A 16459-nucleotide genomic window follows, 5' to 3' on the forward strand; every position below is an offset into this window, starting at 1 on the left:
CCGCCGCCGTGACCGTCGCGATAATGCGCGGGTGACCACCGCACCCGTACCGCTCCCCGCCGACCACATACCGCCCGGCGCCGCCGACTGGCGCTCGGCCGACGCGCGCCGCTGGCTGGCCGCCTCGCCCGCCGCGTGGGCGCACCCGCTGTGGGCCGTGCTCGCCCTGGCCGCCGGGACGGTGTGGCAGGTGGCGGCGATCCCCGCGGAGCCCTGTACCACCGCCTCCCCCTGCGGGACGGACTGGCCGGGCCTCGGCTTCGCCGCGCTGCTGCTGCTCACCCTGTACTGGGTGGCGCGCCAGCCCCGCCTCGCGCTGGCGGGCCTGGCGGTGCTGCTCACCGGGCACGTCGTGGACGGCGGCACGCAGTCCCTGACCACGCCGCCGTGGCTCGTGTTCGTCGTGGCGGCGGGGTTCGCCGCCACCGGGCTCCTGCACCGGCTGTCCGTCGCCGCCCGGCAGCGGGCGCTGGCGGCCGAGGCGGCCGGGCCCGCCGCGCACCCGGTGCCCGCCGCCGCGCTCGCCTTCCGCCGCGGGCGCCTGTCCACCGGTGTCGCGGCGCTGCTGCTGGGCGTCGCGGCGTTCGGCCTCTGGCAGGGCCAGGCGGTCGCGGACGCGTACGAGGAGCGGGCAGCGCGCCTCACACCCGTCACCGGGACCGTCGTCCGGTCGGACGAGGACGGGCTGCGCGTGTCGGTGCCGTCCCTGGAGCGCGCGTACGACGTCGAGGCCGTGTTCCCGGAGGACTTCCCCGTCGACAGCGAGGTCGACCTGCTCGTGGACGGCGACTGGGTGCGGCTCGTGGCCGAGCCGTACGACATCGCCGGGTGGGAGATGCTCGTGCTCGCCGGGCTGGTCGGCGGCTGCGCCTTCCTCGCCAACGCCGTCGACGGGCGCACCCGCTCGCGCTGGGCGCACCGCGGCCCGCTGCCCGTCCTGCGCGTGCTGGTGCTCGAAGGCAGGGACGACGGCAGGACGTGGGTGTACGCGGCCGACGACCCCGCGGCCGAGCGGCCCCTGCTCCACTTCCACTCCCTGTACGCCGTCGAGGACGGGGACGGCACGCCGCCCGGAGCCGGCGGCGGCGCGGGCGGTCCGGACGGCGACGGCGAAGAGGCGTGGGCGCGGGAGGAGGACCTGGTCGAGGAGCTGCGCAAGGCCGGCGCCATCCTCAAGGGCGAGGACCCGCCGCCCCCGCTGCGCGAGGCTGTCCTTTACGGGCTGCCGTACACGGGCGCCGAACTGCTCTTCGTCGCCCGTGACGACGAGGACGACCCCGAGGTCTTCGTGGAGTGCGGCGTCACCGCCGTGAAGCCGGCCGTGCCCGGCCCGTTCGGCCGCGGTCCCGCGCCGGGCGGGCGCGCCGGCGGGACGGACGGCCGGGGGCGGGCGCGCGGGCGGTCCGTCGACGAGGTCGCCGCGACGCTGGTGCCGTCCTCGGCGCCCCGCGCCTGGGGAGCCGACCGCGTGTCCCGGGCGGTCGGGCTCTTCCTGCTCCTCGTGCAGGGCGGAGGCGTGTGGGCGCTGCTCGACGAAGACTTCACCTGGACGTCGGTGGTCCCGCTGGTCGGCCTGTTCTTCGTCGTCTCCTCCGCGTCGACCGCGCTCGGCTGGCGCCTCACCGCGGACCGGGACGGCCTGTGGGTCGCCGGGGCTTGGCGGGTGCGGCACGTGCCGTGGGACCGGGTCATGACCGTCCGCCACCGCAGCGGCGGCGACATCGTCGTCGCCCGTGAGGAGGACACCGAGCTGACGCTCTCCCCCGTCGGCTGGGCGTGGCTGGAACGGCGGCTGGGCCGCGACCCGGTCGGGCCGCGTGCCGCGGAGGAGGCGTACGCGCTGCTGCACCGGCCCGAGCTGCGCCCGCGCGAGCCGGCCGGCCCCCGCGAGCAGGGCATGCCGGTCGGGCCGCTCCTCGCGACGGCGTCGGTCCTGTGGGGGGCGGCCGTCCTGCTCCTGCTGTGACGGCGGGCGGCGGGGGCGCGGGCGCCGGCGCGGGGCGGGCGGAGCCGGGCGAGCGGGCGGGGCGGAGCCGGGCAGGACGAGCGGGGCCGGGCAGGACGAGCGGGGCCGGGCGGAGCCGGGCAGGACGAGCGGGCGGGGGTGCGGGTGGGCGGCTCAGGATTCGCTCAAGGACGTGACCCGCGGCCCGCCCCGCGCGTCTCCCCCGGTGACATCCGCCGGTCCGCCGACCCGTTGCGTCCGCGGGCCCGTCCACGAGGGAGCCGTCACATGGCCATCAGCAAGCCGCCCCTGGTCCTGTTCCGCGACGGGGACGACATCCGCCGGGACCTGCGCCTGGCGCTCGCGGCGGCGACGGACGCCGAGCGGCCCGGACTGGAACGGGCCCTCACCGTCGTCGAGGCGCAGTGCGCGCGCGGCGACGACGACGTGCTCGCCCAGTGGACGCGCGGCGTCCTCGAAGCCGCCGGGGTCGACCCCGACCGCGACCACGTGAAGGCGGTGGCCGCCGTGCGCACCGCCGTACCGGAACTGAGCCTCCTCGCCGCGCACCGGCTGGTGAAGGGCGCGGCGGGCGGCTCGTAGGGGCGAGCCCCGCCCGCCTACGTGCCCTCCCCGTACGCGCCCCTTCCCGTACGCGCCCCGCCCCCTACGAGCCCCGCCCCGTACGGGGCCCGGCCCTACGAACGAGCCCCGCCCCCTACGGGGCCCGGCCCTACGCGATGCGGGCGCGGCGGGAGACGACGGCCTGGAGGATGCGGCGGCCCTCGGCGGAGAGCTCCACCACCCGGCGCAGCCCGTACGCCCCGCCCTCGGCCAGGATCTCCAGGGCCCGCACCTGGCGGCGCAGTTCGCCGCCGGCCAGGGGGCCCACCGCGTCGACGTCCCCCGCGCGGCAGCGGTCCAGCGTCCGCGCGAGTTCCGGGCCGGGGGCGGCGCCGAGCCGCTGGTGCAGCTCCAGCGCGGCCAGCGAGCAGTTGTCGGCCCACGCCCGCAGGGACGTCGGCGCCCACCCGGAGGGAGCCGCGTCCAGCATGGAGCGGACCAGCGCGGCCTCCTCGTCGCCGGCCGGGGCCGGGCGGGCGTCCTCCAGTACGGCCGTCGTCTCGGCGAGCCGCCGGTGCCAGCCGGCGCCGCCGCGGGCCACGCCCAGCCACAGGGGGCGCAGCTGGTCCGTCGCCTCGGGGACGAGCAGCGGCATGCAGCGGTCGAGGCAGGCCAGCGCGGCGGCCGCGTGGCCGCGCTCGTCGGCCCGCGCGATCAGCTCCACCAGGCTCGGGGTCGTGCTCGGACTCATGGACGTCTCCCGTCGCTGACGCGGTACTCCCCTTACTGCGCCGCCCGAGGGGAAAGCGTCACTCACGGTCGCCGGAACGTCACGTCTCCTCCGCTTCCCGGCGGAACCGCCCACACCTCCGCCGCGGGGCGCTCACAGCCGCCGGGCCAGGGCCGCGAACTCCTGCCAGGGCGCGGCCGGCGGGCGGGGGTCCCACACCTTCTGCGCCAGGGCGCGCAGCGGTGTGCGGATGCCTGCGGCCACCTGCGCCTGGGTCTGGGCGTTGGCGAGGTCGCACCACACCGCGAACCGGGCGCCCAGGATCTGCCGGGAGTACCGCTCGGGCACCGGCTGCGTGCCGCGCAGGACCAGCGGGGTCCACTTCTCGTAGATCGCGCGGCCGGTCGGGTAGGTGAACTGGTTGGGCTCGCCGAGGACGTAGTAGAGGTACCGGTCGTTGACATTGACGACCGGGCGGCCCTCGGCCAGGTACTCGGCCGGCGGGCGGGCGCCCAGTTCGCGGCCGGTCCAGTACTCGACCTCCAGGTCCTCGTCGGCCTTCACCACGCCGCCGCGGAAGATCCCGTCGTTCCACGCCTTCGGCTGCTTCCCGGCCGCCCGCACCGTGGCGGCCCGCTCGTTCAGCCACGCCGTCGCCAGGTCCTGCACCCGGCCGGCGGAGCCGTGCCTGCGCCGGGCCTCGGCCGCCAGCGCCGGGTAGGACGCCTCGGGGTCGTCCGCCATCAGCGCGCGGTACTCGTCGGCGCCGACGTGGAAGTACCGCCCCGGGAAGAGGGCCGCGTACTCGCGCAGCAGGTCGTCGACGATGCGCGCCGACTGCGGCCGGGCGATGTCGATCGCGCCGCGCGCGACGGTGCCGCGGGCGTCGCGCAGCCGCAGCGAGGGGTGGGCGGCGAGGACGGCGCCGAGGTGCCCGGGCGAGTCGATCTCGGGGACGACCGTGACGTGCAGGCTCGCCGCGAGGGCGACGATCCGCCGCACCTGCGCCTTGGTGAGGTGCTGCGGGGACACCACCTCGGGGTGGCTGTCGGAGGCGATGCGGAACGCCTGGTCGTCGGAGAAGTGCAGGCCGAACTGGTTCAGCTTGAGGTCGGCCGCCTCGCGGACGCGGGCCTCCAGCCAGGCCGCGGTGAAGTGCTTGCGGGCGATGTCGACCATCAGCCCGCGCTGCGGGCGGTCGGGCCGGTCCCGGACGACGCCCTCGGGTACGGCCCCGCCGGAGCGGACGGCCTGCTTCACCGTCCGCGTCCCGTAGAAGACGCCCGCCTGGTCCGGGCCGGAGATCCGCACCCGGCCGTCGCGGACGGTCATGGTGTACGACTCGGGCGCCGTGCCGGACCCGCCGGGGGCGAGCGCCAGCTCGACGTCGCCCGCGCGGGCCCGCCCCTCGCCCCGGGCGGCGATGCCCAGCTCCCGGGCGAGGAGCCTCGCCTCGTCGGCCAGCCCGTCGCTGCCCGGCGCGACCACGACGGCGCTCCCGGGGCCGGGCCGCCAGCCGGGCCCCCGCGCCGGGACGTGCTCCCGCACGGCCGGGATGGTCTGCGGCGCGGTGGACATCGGGTACGTCCGGGTGGGGCGCGGGGTGGGCGTGGGGCTGGCGGCGGAGGGCGGCGCCGTCGTCGCGGCCGTCGTGGAGGCGGGCCCGGCCCCCACGACGGCCCCGTCACCGCCGCCGCACCCGGCGAGCCCGAGACCGAGCGCGCACACCACGCCGAGCGCCACCGCCCGCGCGCCCCGCCGGCGCCGCGGCGGTACGGCGGGGCGCGGGCGCTCCTGGTGCGCCCCGGCACCACCGCTTCCGCCCCCGACCCCGGGCCCGCGCCCGGACGCCCGTCCCGCGGCGTCCCGCACCGGGCCGGGGGCCCCGGCCCCGCCGGGAGCCGCGCCCCCGGCGGGGACCGCCGCGGCCGGTCCCGGCACGCCGGGCGTGGGGGCGGGGTGCCGGGGGTGCGGCGCCATCGGCGCCCCACCTGTGCGTTCGTGTCGTGCGTTCACGCTGCCGCCTCCTCCTGGGGGTCCGCGGGCCCCGGCCCCGACGCGCCGAGTGCGTCCATCCACTGTGCTGAAACTCTGCCTTCCGAGTGAAATACGGAAAGCCTTCGGACCACACTTGCTCACCCTGGGTAACGTTGTGTCCCTTCCCTCACGCGTTTCGCACGACTTCCGCCCACCGCCTCCGCCGCTTCGTCCGAGGAGCCCACGCTGTCCCGCGAACCCGCCTCCGGAACTCCGCAGACCCTCGGCGTGGCCGCCGCCGTACCGGTGCAGGCCCGGGGCCTGCCGGTGAGCGCCCTGGCGGTGTTCAACGCCGCCCCCTCCGCCGCCGCGGAAACCTCCCTGCTGGCCTGCTGCGGCAGCGTCCGCTGGGCGCACCGGGTGGCCGCGCACCGCCCGTACCCGACGCTCGACGCGCTGCTCGCCGCGGCCGACGAGGCCGGGTACGACCTGTCGGGCGCCGACCTCGACGAGGCGCTGGGCGACGAGACCGCGCCCGTCCTGCCCCCCGGCACGCCCACCGCCGCGCACACCGCGCTGCGCGCCGCGCACGACGCGTACGAGGCGCGCTTCGGCCACGCGTTCGTCGTCTGCCTCGACGCCGACCGGCCCGAGGAGCACCTCGACCGGGTGCTGGGCGGGATCCGGGCCCGGCTCGGGAACGAGCCGGAGGAGGAGCGGGCCGTCGCCGCCGACGAGCTGCGGCGGCTGGCGAGGACACGACTCGCCCGGCTCATCGCGGATTGTGCCGGTTCGGGTGGTTTCGGTAGGCCGTCCGTGCCTGTTTGATTGCCTGTTTGATCACACATACGGACCCCGCGCGAGGGAACCGACAAGTCGTCGCTACCATGACCGGGGCCGGTGGACCGTACCCGGCCGGGTCTGACCGACAGAGAAGCCGGCCGACCCTGATCCCCGCTCCCGGAGGGTTTTTCCGTGCCGGCTGGAACGCTGTACCGCGGCCGGGAAGGCATGTGGTCGTGGGTGGCTCATCGAGTCACCGGCGTCCTCATCTTCTTCTTCCTGTTCGTACACGTACTGGACACCGCTCTCGTCCGCGTCTCGCCCGAGGCGTACGACGACGTCGTGGCGACGTACAAGACCCCGATCGTCGCGCTGCTGGAGTACGGCCTCGTGGCCGCCATCCTCTTCCACGCGCTCAACGGCCTGCGTGTGATCGCCGTGGACTTCTGGTCCAAGGGCGCGCGCTACCAGAAGCACCTGCTCTGGACCGTCATGGGCATCTGGATCGTGCTGATGGCGGGGTCCGTCTACCCGGTCCTCGGCCACGCCGCACGTGAACTGTTCGGGAGCTGACGCCACTCATGTCTGCTGACCTCACCAAGTCCGCCGTCGAGCCGGTCGAGGGCGTGAGCCTCTACGACGTCGACAACCCGGCCCCGCTCATCGAGCCGCCCCGCAAGCGGACGAAGAAGACGCCGAAGTCGACGCGCGGCAACTTCGAGCTGGCCGCGTGGCTCTTCATGCGCCTCTCCGGCGTCGTGCTCGTCGTGCTCGTCATCGGCCACCTGCTGATCCAGCTCGTGCTGGACGGCGGCGTCTCCAAGATCGGCTTCGCCTTCGTGGCGGGCCGCTGGGCGTCCCCGTTCTGGCAGGTCTGGGACCTGCTGATGCTGTGGCTCGCGATGCTGCACGGCGCGAACGGCCTGCGTACCGTCATCAACGACTACGCCGAGCGCCCGAACACGCGTCTGTGGCTCAAGGGCCTGCTCTACACCGCCACGGTGTTCACGATCCTCCTGGGCACGCTGGTGATCTTCACCTTCGACCCGAACATCCGCTAGGCACGGGCTGGGGTATTCCACACCATGAAGATCCACAAGTACGACACCGTCATCGTCGGCGCCGGTGGCGCGGGCATGCGCGCCGCCATCGAGGCGACGAAGCGCAGCCGCACCGCCGTGCTGACGAAGCTGTACCCCACCCGCTCCCACACGGGCGCCGCGCAGGGCGGCATGGCCGCCGCGCTGGCCAACGTGGAGGAGGACAACTGGGAGTGGCACACCTTCGACACGGTCAAGGGCGGTGACTACCTGGTCGACCAGGACGCCGCGGAGATCCTGGCGAAGGAGGCCATCGACGCCGTCCTCGACCTGGAGAAGATGGGCCTGCCGTTCAACCGGACCCCGGACGGCACCATCGACCAGCGCCGCTTCGGCGGCCACAGCCGCAACCACGGCGAGGCCCCGGTCCGCCGGTCCTGCTACGCCGCGGACCGCACCGGCCACATGATCCTCCAGACGCTGTACCAGAACTGCGTCAAGGAGGGCGTGGAGTTCTTCAACGAGTTCTACGTCCTGGACCAGCTGATCACCGAGGTCGACGGCGTCAAGAAGTCCGCCGGCGTGGTCGCCTTCGAGCTGGCCACCGGCGAGATCCACGTCTTCCAGGCGAAGGCCGTGATCTACGCGTCCGGCGGCACCGGCAAGTTCTTCAAGGTGACGTCGAACGCGCACACCCTGACCGGTGACGGCCAGGCCGCCTGCTACCGGCGCGGCCTGCCCCTGGAGGACATGGAGTTCTTCCAGTTCCACCCGACGGGCATCTGGCGCATGGGCATCCTGCTGACGGAGGGCGCCCGCGGTGAGGGCGGCATCCTCCGCAACAAGGACGGCGAGCGCTTCATGGAGAAGTACGCGCCCGTCATGAAGGACCTCGCCTCGCGCGACGTCGTCTCGCGCTCCATCTACACGGAGATCCGCGAGGGCCGCGGCTGCGGTCCCGAGGGCGACCACGTCTTCCTGGACCTGACGCACCTGCCGCCGGAGCAGCTGGACGCCAAGCTGCCCGACATCACCGAGTTCGCGCGGACGTACCTGGGCATCGAGCCGTACACGGACCCGATCCCGATCCAGCCGACCGCGCACTACGCCATGGGCGGCATCCCGACCAACGTGATGGGTGAGGTCCTCAGCGACAACACCACCGTCGTGCCGGGCCTGTACGCCGCGGGCGAGGTCGCCTGCGTGTCGGTGCACGGCGCCAACCGCCTGGGCACCAACTCGCTGCTCGACATCAACGTCTTCGGCAAGCGCGCGGGCATCGCCGCCGCCGAGTACTCCGCGACGGCCGACTACGTCGAGCTGCCGGAGGACCCGGCGTCCTTCGTGGCGGAGCAGGTCGAGCGGCTGCGGAACTCCACCGGCACCGAGCGGGTGGCGGAGCTGCGGCGCGAGCTGCAGGAGACCATGGACGCCAACGTCATGGTGTTCCGCACCGAGCAGACGATCAAGACCGCGGTCGAGAAGATCGGCGAGCTGCGCGAGCGCTACCGCAACGTCTCCATCCAGGACAAGGGCAAGCGGTACAACACGGACCTGCTGGAGGCCATCGAGCTGGGCAACCTGCTCGACCTGGCCGAGGTCATGGCCGTCTCCGCGCTCGCGCGCAAGGAGTCCCGCGGCGGTCACTACCGCGAGGACTACCCGAACCGCGACGACGTCAACTTCATGCGCCACACCATGGCGTACCGCGAGGTCGGCGACGACGGCACCGAGACCGTCCGCCTCGACTACAAGCCGGTCGTCCAGACCCGCTACCAGCCGATGGAGCGTAAGTACTGATGGCTACCCCCGTACTGGACAAGGTGGAGAAGGACTCCGCCGCCTCGCCGTACATCACGGTCACGTTCCGGATCCGCCGGTTCAACCCGGAGGTCACCGACGAGGCGCAGTGGCAGGACTTCACGATCGAGATCGACCCGAAGGAGCGCGTGCTCGACGGTCTCCACAAGATCAAGTGGGACGTCGACGGCTCGCTCACCTTCCGGCGCTCCTGCGCGCACGGCATCTGCGGCTCCGACGCGATGCGGATCAACGGCAAGAACAGGCTCGCCTGCAAGACGCTGATCAAGGACATCAACCCGGAGAAGCCGATCACGGTCGAGCCCATCAAGGGCATGACGGTCCTCAAGGACCTCGTGGTCGACATGGAGCCGTTCTTCCAGGCGTACCGGGACGTCATGCCGTTCCTCGTCACGTCCGGCAACGAGCCGACGCGTGAGCGCCTGCAGTCGGCCGAGGACCGGGAGCGCTTCGACGACACGACGAAGTGCATCCTCTGCGCGGCCTGCACGTCCTCCTGCCCGGTGTTCTGGAACGACGGCCAGTACTTCGGTCCGGCCGCGATCGTGAACGCCCACCGCTTCATCTTCGACTCGCGTGACGAGGCCGGCGAGCAGCGGCTGGAGATCCTGAACGACAAGGACGGCGTGTGGCGCTGCCGCACCACGTTCAACTGCACCGACGCCTGCCCCCGCGGCATCGAGGTCACCAAGGCCATCGCCGAGGTCAAGCGCGCGCTGATCACGCGTCGCTTCTGACCTTCCGGCCACGGGTCCGCCGACGGCCCGCGCCCCCTGCGTACCGCGCACGGGGCGCGGGCCGTCGGCGTAGGCGGCGGCGCCGTGGGCGCGGGGTGCTGCCGGCACTTTGGCCGGAAGGCGCGTGGCGCGGGTGCGTGTACGGGGCAGGTAAGAGGGAGCGCAACGACCGACCGCTCCGTCTTCGTCTGCGAGGCCCCATGCCCGAAGCCAGGCACGTCACGGAAGCCGCGGAGAGCAGGGAACCCGTCGCGTTCCCCCAGGACCGCACCTGCCCCTACCACCCGCCCGCCGGCTACGCGCCGCTCCGCGCGGAGCGCCCGCTCGGCCGCGTCACCCTCTACGACGGGCGGCGGGTGTGGGCCGTCACCGGCCACGCCCTGGCCCGTGAGCTCCTCGCCGACCCGCGGCTGTCCACCGATTCCGGCGACCCCGCCTTCCCCATGCCCACGGCCCGCGCGACGGCCGCCCGCACCCGGCGGCGGGTGCTGCTCGGCGAGGACGGCGCGGCCCACGGCGCCCGGCGCCGGCCGCTCATCCCGAGCTTCACCCTGAAACGGGCGGCGCAGACCCGGCCGCGGATCGAGCGGATCGTGCACGGGCTGCTGGACGCCATGGTCGAGCAGGGTCCGCCGGCCGAGTTCGTCGGGGCGTTCGCGCTGCCGGTGCCGTCGATGGTCATCTGCGACCTGCTCGGGGTGCCCTACGCCGACCACGAGTTCTTCGAGGAGCAGTCGCGGCGCGCCCTGCGCGGGCCGGAGCCGCAGGACGTCCGCGACGCGCTGGCCGCCCTGGAGGGGTACCTGGGTGACCTGGTCGACGCCAAGCGGGACGCGCCCGGCGAGGGGCTGCTGGACCGGCTGGCGGTGGAGCGGTACGCGACCGGCCTGGCGACGCGCCAGGAGCTGGTGGACCTGGCGGTCCTGCTGCTGGTGGCGGGGCACGAGACGACCGCGAACATGATCTCCCTCGGCACGTACACGCTGCTGCGGCACCCCGAGCGGCTGGCGGAGCTGCGCGCCGACCCGTCGCTGGTGCCGGCGGCGGTGGAGGAGCTGCTGCGGTTCCTGTCGATCGCGGACGGGCTGCTGCGGTTCGCGCGGGAGGACGTCGAGGCCGCGGGGACGGTGATCCGGGCCGGGGACGGGGTGGTCTTCCCCGCTTCGCTGATCAACCGGGACGGCGCGGTGTACGAGGACCCCGACGTACTGGACTGGGGGCGCTCCGCGCGGCACCACGTGGCGTTCGGCTTCGGCGTCCACCAGTGCCTGGGCCAGAATCTGGCGCGGGCCGAGCTGGAGATCGCCTTCGGCGCGCTGCTCGCCCGGCTGCCGGGGCTGCGGCTGGCGGTGCCGGCGGAGGAGGTCCCGTTCAAACCCGGCGACACGCTGCAGGGGATGGTGGAGTTGCCGGTCGCCTGGTGAGGAAGGTGGGCCCATGAGCATCTCCATCGACCACGACCGCTGCATGGGGGCGGGCCAGTGCGCCCTGACGGCCCCCGGCGTCTTCACCCAGGACGACGACGGCTTCAGCGCCCTGGTGCCGGGCCACGACGAGGACGACCCGATGGTGCGCGAGGCTGCCCGCGCCTGCCCGGTCCGCGCCATCACCGTCACCGGGACCTGACCGGCGACCGCACCCTCCGCCCCCTCCCCCGCCCCCGCCCCGGGGCCGCCGCGCCAGGCGGTCGGCCCCGGGGCCCTTCCGTGCGTCCGGGCGCGTGCCGACACCCCCGCTTGAACATGTTCAAAAGGAGGTCTACAGTCGACGTCGACACTACTTTTGAACGTGTTCAAGGAGGGTGGGGCATGGACCTCACGGTTGTCGCCTACATCGCGTACCTGCTCATCAGCGTGGTCCTCACCGTGTGGGTGGCGCGGACGCTGAGCCGCAACGGGCGGATCTTCCTCGCCAACGTCCTGCGCGGGGACGAGGGGCTCGCCGACGCGGTGAACAGCCTCCTCGTCGTCGGCTTCTACCTCGTCAACTTCGGCTTCGTCGCGCTCTACCTGCGTCAGGACACCGGCATCGACACCGTCCGGCACCTGTTCGAGGGGCTGTCGGTGAAGCTCGGCGTCGTCCTCCTCGTCCTCGGCGTCATGCACCTCGGCAACGTCTACGTCCTCAACCGCATCCGCCGCCGCGGCGCGATGGACCGCGAGCAGCAGCCGCCGGTCCCGCCGCAGGGCTGGACGCCGCCGGCCGTGCGCGTGTGAGCCCGCGGTGGCCCCGGTGAAGCCCCTGTGGCGGCTGACCGTCCTGTACGACGCCCAGTGCCCGCTCTGCGTGCACGTGCGCCACTGGCTGCTGCGGCAGCGCGCGCTCGTCCCGCTGGACCTCGTACCGGCCGGGTCGGTCGAGGCCCGGCGCCGGTTCCCCGCGCTCGACCACGCGGCGACGCTGGAGGAGATCACGGTCGTGGGCGACGGCGGGCAGGTCTACCGCTCCACCGACGCCTGGATCGTCTGCCTCTGGGCGCTCGCCGAACACCGTGCGAAGGCCCACTGGCTGGCGAGCCCGGCCGGGCGGCCCCTCGCCCGGACGACCGTCCTCGCCGCCGCCCGGTGGCGGGCGGCGACGGCGGGCCCCACCTGCGCGGGCGGCAGGTGCGGCACATCCGGGCGCTCCGACTAGGCTCGGGTGCTGTGAAGGACCAGAAGGCCGGCAAGGTGGCGAAGAGCGAGCAGACCCGCACCCTGATCCTGGAGACCGCCCTGCGGCTCTTCCAGGAGCGGGGGTACGACAAGACCACGATGCGGGCCATCGCCCAGGAGGCGGGTGTCTCCGTCGGCAACGCCTACTACTACTTCGCCTCCAAGGAGCACCTGGTCCAGGGGTTCTACGACCGGATCGCCGCCGAGCACGCCGCGGCGGTCCGGCCCGTCCTCGACGGCGACCGCGACCTCGCGGCGCGGATCCGGGACTCGCTGCTGACCTGGCTGGACGTCGCCGAGCCCTACCACCGGTTCGCGGCCCAGTTCTTCAAGAACGCCGCCGACCCGGAGAGCCCCCTCAGCCCCTTCTCCCCCGACTCGGTCGACGCCCGCCGTGCCGCGATCTCCATCCAGGAGGAGGTCCTGCACGGCTCCGACACCAAGACGGCGCCCGAACTGACCGACCTGCTGCCGCACATGATGTGGCTGATGCACATGGGGCTGGTGCTGTTCTGGGTGTACGACCGCAGCGAGGGCGCCGAGCGCAGCCGCCGACTGGTGGAGCGGACGGCGCCGCTCGCCGCGCGCGCCATCGCGCTCTCCCGGTTCCGGGTGCTGCGGCCGCTCGCGCGCCAGGCGCACGACGTCATCGTGGAGTTCATGCCGGGCGCCAGGGACGCGCTGGAGAAGGACGCGGTCGCGGAAGACGCGCACCGGACGCCCGGCGGTGAGGGGCCGGCACGGGGCCGGCCCGCGAAGGGCCCGAAGGCGGGGGACGCCTAGGGCGTCCCCGGGGCGCTGCCCGGGGCCTCCTCAGGAGCCCCGGCGGAGGGCACGGGCCGCCCTCGGGCCGGGCCGTGACGGGCCCCCTAGATCCAGCCCAGCTGCCACAGGCGCCAGATGCCGGTGCCGTCGGACAGGTACTGCGAACCGGTCACGTCGAGGGTGCTGAGCACGTAGTCCTTCTTCTGCCACAGCGGCACGAGCGGCACGTCACGCGCCACCTGCGCCTGGATCTGCTTGAAGTCGCCGACCGCCCTGGCCCGGTCGCCGTACTGCTGGGTGGCGGCGATGAGCCGGTCGACGCGTGTGCTGGCGTAGCCGTTGTGCAGGGCGTTGTCCCGGCCGACCAGCGGCTGCGTGAAGCTGTCGGAGTCGGGGAAGTCCGGCAGCCAGCCCAGCCCGTACGCGTCGTAGGCACCGCTCGTGTAGCCCTTCTGGAACTCCTTCCACTCGGCGGCGACGATCCGCACCCGGAACAGCCCGGTCGACTCCAGCTGGCGGCGCAGCTCGGCCGCCTCCGCCGCCCAGGTCTCCCCCGCGCGGTGGCCGTAGGTGAAGGTCACCGGCGTCTCGACGTCCGCCTCGCGCAGCAGCTCCTCGGCCCGTTCGACGGCTTCGGCGCCCTCGGGGTACGAGTCGAAGAACGGCGTGCTGTGGCCGACGAAGCCCCGCGGGATCAGCGAGTACAGCGGCTCCACGGTGGAGTGGTACGGCCCGGTCGCGATCCTCGCCCGGTCGACGAGCCCGGCCACCGCCTGCCGTACGGCCCGCTCGGCCATCGGCGAGTCCTCGCGGACGTCGAAGACGAGGCTGCGGATCTCGGCGGTGGTGGCCTCCGTCATCCGGACGTCCTCCGCGCCCGGGTCGAGCGCGGAGAGCACCTGCGGCGGCAGCTGGCGGTGCGTCACGTCGACCTGGCGGCTCCGCCAGGCCGAGGCCAGCTGCTCGTCCTCGGCGAAGTACCGCACCTCCACCGGGGTCCCCGACCGGTGGACGGCGCCGCGGTAGTGCGGGTTGGGCTCCAGCAGGGCGCGGACGCCGGGGCGGTACTCCTTGAGCACGTACGGCCCCGAGCCGTCGACGGCGTCGCCCTCCCGCAGCCGGTCCTTCGGGTAGCGGCTGCTGTCGACGATCGCGCCCGCGCCGGTGGCGAGCTTCAGCGGGAACGTGGCGTCCCGGGCGCCGAGCCGGAAGACGACGTCCCGGCCGTCGGCGGTGACGCTCCTCAGCGTGGGGAACAGGGCCGCCGGCCCCACGTCGGCGCCGATGCCGCGCATCCGGTCGAAGGAGTACACGACGTCCTCGGCGGTCACCGCGCGCCCGTTGGAGAACGCGAGCCCCTCACGGAGCGTGCAGCGGTACGCGGTGAGGCCGCCGCCGGTGAACCCGCAGGTCTGGGCGGCGTCGGGCACCGGGGTCGTCGAACCCGGCTTGAAGGTCAGCAGCGACTGGTAGACGTTGCTGTAGAGGGCCCAGGAACCGGCGTCGTACGCTCCGGCCGGGTCCAGTGACGACACTTCGTCGGTCGTGCCGACGGTGATGGGACGATCGTTCTCCTCTTCTGTCGGAAGCAGGTGCCAGGCCCCTGTCCCGGCCACCACCAGAGCGATGCAGACGACAATGATCCGTAGACGGATCGATCGCATAGCCGTGATTCCTTTCACGCCCTCCCCTGTGCGATGGCGCAAACTCAACCACAGGGTGTTCACCGGCGGAAGGGAAAACCTTCACTTCACAGCCACAAGCGCGATGCCGCCTGCGGAACGCGGGATGCTCGGGAGACTCCGAATCAGGCCTGCCGGGACGCGAGTTCCACGACCGTGATGTCGGACGGCGCCCCCACCCGGACCGGCGGCCCCCAGGCGCCGGCGCCCCGCGAGACGTACAGCTGCGTGTCGCCGTAGCGCTCCAGACCGGCGAGGGTCGGGTTGGCCAGGTCGGCGAGGAAGTTGCCGGGCCACATCTGGCCGCCGTGGGTGTGGCCGGACAGCTGGAGGTCGACGCCGTGGCGGACGGCGTCGTGGATCAGTACCGGCTGGTGCGCGAGGAGCACCGCGGTGCGGGCCCGGTCGCGGTCGCCCAGGGCGCGGGCGAAGTCGGGGCCGTCGCCGTAGGTGGCGCCGGCGACGTCGTTGACGCCTGCCAGATCGAATCCGGCCATCTCGACGCGCTCGTTGCGCAGGGGGCGCAGGCCGAGTTCGCGGACCTCGTCGATCCACTCCTCCGCGCCGGAGAAGTACTCGTGGTTGCCGGTGACGAAGAAGCTGCCGTGCCGGGCCCGCAGCCCCGCGAGCGGCTCGGCCGCCGGGCCCAGGTCGGCGACGCTGCCGTCGACCAGGTCACCCACCACGGCGACGAGGTCCGGCTGGGCGGAGTTGACGGCGTCGACGATCCGCTGGGTGTGGGCGCGGCCCAGGATCGGACCGAGGTGGACGTCGCTCACCACGGCGATCCGGTACCCGTGGGCGCCGCGGGGCAGCTTCGCGAGCGGCACGGTGACCCGCTTGACGCGCGGGCCGCGCAGGACGCCGTGGGTGCCGTACCCGACGGTCCCGGCGGCGGCGGCCACGGCGGCGGCGCCCACGGCACGGGAGACGAACAGCCGCCGGGACACCCCGGGCGCGGGCGCCTCGGGGGCAGCGGGCGCGGGCGCCTCCGGGGGCTCGGCGGTACCCGCGGCGGGCTCGGCGGCCGGAGCGGGGGCGGGCTCGGCGGCACCGGCGGGCTCGGCAGCCGGTCCTGCCGGTCCGGCCGGGCAGGGTACGGGCGGCGCCACGACCGCCCGTACGGTCGCCGTCTCGCGGGGCGCGGCGGCCGGATCGGCGGCCGGGGCGGCGGCGCGGCGGGCCGGCAGGCGCAGCAGCACCGGCCGCAGGAGCTCCCCGACGAGCAGCGCCAGCACCAGGTACAGGAGGACCGCCAGCCACAGGAAGCCCGGCCAGGCCAGGCCCTGCTGGAGGGCGAACGGGGCGCCCGCACGGCCCGCGGTCAGCGCGCCGAGCGACAGCAGCGGCAGGGCCGCCGCGGCGACCGTGCCGGCCCGCCGCGCCGCGCTGCCCGGGCGGGTGGTGTCGCGGACGAGCCGCCGCCACACGTACCAGTGGACCCCGCCGAAGAGCGCCAGGATCAGGGGGAGGACCAGCAAGGCCACCAGCATGGCCCCCTCCTACTTCTCGTCGCGTTCGCGCCGCTGGGCGCGCACTCCGCGCAACCCGATCACGCCAATGGCCGTCCCCAGGAGAAAGGACGTGACGGCCAGCAGAAGATGGACCCAGAAGTATCCGGTGGGGTCACCCGCGTCGTCGAAGGCGAGGCCACTCGCGTCGTTCCACAGGTTCTTGACGAAAGTGATCCAGATGAACCAGCTCCACACCCCGAACGCGAGCAGGAACCAGGAGGCGGAGCGGCTGAGTCTCATGGATCCA

At 74.0% G+C, this 16459-nt stretch carries 17 protein-coding genes; 12 read left to right on the forward strand and 5 right to left on the reverse strand.

Annotated features, from left to right (window positions below):
• Positions 1–31 precede the first annotated feature (31 nt).
• Both LPA54_RS20370 and LPA54_RS20375 read left to right on the forward strand, forming a co-directional pair.
• Positions 32–1966, forward strand: coding sequence for a hypothetical protein (locus LPA54_RS20370; protein WP_228979839.1), 1935 nt, complete (start codon positions 32–34; stop codon positions 1964–1966).
• Positions 1967–2233: 267 nt separating this feature from the next.
• Positions 2234–2548, forward strand: a complete 315-nt coding sequence (locus tag LPA54_RS20375; RefSeq protein ID WP_228979840.1) for a hypothetical protein — start codon at positions 2234–2236, stop codon at positions 2546–2548.
• Positions 2549–2678: 130 nt separating this feature from the next.
• Here the strand turns inward: LPA54_RS20375 and LPA54_RS20380 are convergent, their stop codons facing one another.
• Both LPA54_RS20380 and LPA54_RS20385 read right to left on the reverse strand, forming a co-directional pair.
• A complete protein-coding gene (locus LPA54_RS20380; protein WP_228979841.1) occupies positions 2679–3260 on the reverse strand; it encodes a hypothetical protein in 582 nt (193 codons plus the stop codon).
• Positions 3261–3392: 132 nt separating this feature from the next.
• Positions 3393–4982 (reverse strand): glycoside hydrolase family 20 protein, encoded by a 1590-nt coding sequence (locus LPA54_RS20385; RefSeq protein ID WP_308112879.1) that lies wholly within the window; start codon positions 4980–4982, stop codon positions 3393–3395.
• A gap of 522 nt (positions 4983–5504) precedes the next feature.
• Between LPA54_RS20385 and LPA54_RS20390 the strand changes: the two genes are divergently transcribed.
• The 10 genes from LPA54_RS20390 to LPA54_RS20435 all read left to right on the forward strand — a co-directional run bounded on the left by LPA54_RS20390 (position 5505) and on the right by LPA54_RS20435 (position 13034).
• Complete coding sequence (locus LPA54_RS20390) at positions 5505–6044, forward strand: 2-oxo-4-hydroxy-4-carboxy-5-ureidoimidazoline decarboxylase (RefSeq protein ID WP_228979843.1); 540 nt, start codon at positions 5505–5507, stop codon at positions 6042–6044.
• A gap of 147 nt (positions 6045–6191) precedes the next feature.
• The gene (gene sdhC, locus LPA54_RS20395; protein ID WP_308112880.1) at positions 6192–6572 is read left to right on the forward strand and encodes a succinate dehydrogenase, cytochrome b556 subunit; all 381 of its coding nucleotides are present in this window, start codon (positions 6192–6194) and stop codon (positions 6570–6572) included.
• Between the two features lie 8 nt (positions 6573–6580).
• On the forward strand, positions 6581–7060 hold the full coding sequence (locus LPA54_RS20400; RefSeq protein ID WP_228979845.1) for a succinate dehydrogenase hydrophobic membrane anchor subunit: 480 nt from the start codon (positions 6581–6583) through the stop codon (positions 7058–7060).
• 24 nt (positions 7061–7084) lie between these two features.
• A complete protein-coding gene (gene sdhA / locus LPA54_RS20405) occupies positions 7085–8839 on the forward strand; it encodes a succinate dehydrogenase flavoprotein subunit (RefSeq protein ID WP_228979846.1) in 1755 nt (584 codons plus the stop codon).
• Positions 8839–9597 carry a succinate dehydrogenase iron-sulfur subunit gene (locus tag LPA54_RS20410; RefSeq protein ID WP_058944754.1) on the forward strand — a complete coding sequence of 253 codons (759 nt, stop codon included), beginning with the start codon at positions 8839–8841 and terminating at the stop codon, positions 9595–9597. Before sdhA ends, LPA54_RS20410 begins: the two co-directional genes overlap by 1 nt.
• A 200-nt stretch (positions 9598–9797) precedes the next feature.
• On the forward strand, positions 9798–11021 hold the full coding sequence (locus LPA54_RS20415) for a cytochrome P450 (RefSeq protein ID WP_228979848.1): 1224 nt from the start codon (positions 9798–9800) through the stop codon (positions 11019–11021).
• Positions 11022–11034: 13 nt separating this feature from the next.
• Entirely contained in the window at positions 11035–11223 is a 189-nt protein-coding gene (locus tag LPA54_RS20420) for a ferredoxin (RefSeq protein ID WP_228979850.1), read from the forward strand.
• Positions 11224–11405: 182 nt separating this feature from the next.
• Entirely contained in the window at positions 11406–11813 is a 408-nt protein-coding gene (locus LPA54_RS20425) for a hypothetical protein (RefSeq protein ID WP_228979852.1), read from the forward strand.
• 25 nt (positions 11814–11838) lie between these two features.
• On the forward strand, positions 11839–12231 hold the full coding sequence (locus LPA54_RS20430; RefSeq protein ID WP_267487401.1) for a DCC1-like thiol-disulfide oxidoreductase family protein: 393 nt from the start codon (positions 11839–11841) through the stop codon (positions 12229–12231).
• An 11-nt stretch (positions 12232–12242) separates the two neighbouring features.
• On the forward strand, positions 12243–13034 hold the full coding sequence (locus LPA54_RS20435; RefSeq protein ID WP_228979855.1) for a TetR/AcrR family transcriptional regulator: 792 nt from the start codon (positions 12243–12245) through the stop codon (positions 13032–13034).
• Positions 13035–13120: 86 nt separating this feature from the next.
• On the opposite strand, the gene LPA54_RS20440 is transcribed toward LPA54_RS20435, so the two are convergent.
• The 3 genes from LPA54_RS20440 to LPA54_RS20450 form a co-directional block, all read right to left on the reverse strand.
• Positions 13121–14680 carry an ABC transporter substrate-binding protein gene (locus LPA54_RS20440; protein ID WP_228979857.1) on the reverse strand — a complete coding sequence of 520 codons (1560 nt, stop codon included), beginning with the start codon at positions 14678–14680 and terminating at the stop codon, positions 13121–13123.
• A 143-nt stretch (positions 14681–14823) separates the two neighbouring features.
• Positions 14824–16191, reverse strand: a complete 1368-nt coding sequence (locus LPA54_RS20445; protein WP_228979859.1) for a metallophosphoesterase — start codon at positions 16189–16191, stop codon at positions 14824–14826.
• Between the two features lie 9 nt (positions 16192–16200).
• Complete coding sequence (locus LPA54_RS20450; protein ID WP_228979860.1) at positions 16201–16452, reverse strand: SCO4848 family membrane protein; 252 nt, start codon at positions 16450–16452, stop codon at positions 16201–16203.
• Positions 16453–16459 lie beyond the last annotated feature (7 nt).

It is taken from the genome of Streptomyces sp. DH12 (assembly GCF_020873895.1).
Taxonomy (GTDB): domain Bacteria; phylum Actinomycetota; class Actinomycetes; order Streptomycetales; family Streptomycetaceae; genus Streptomyces.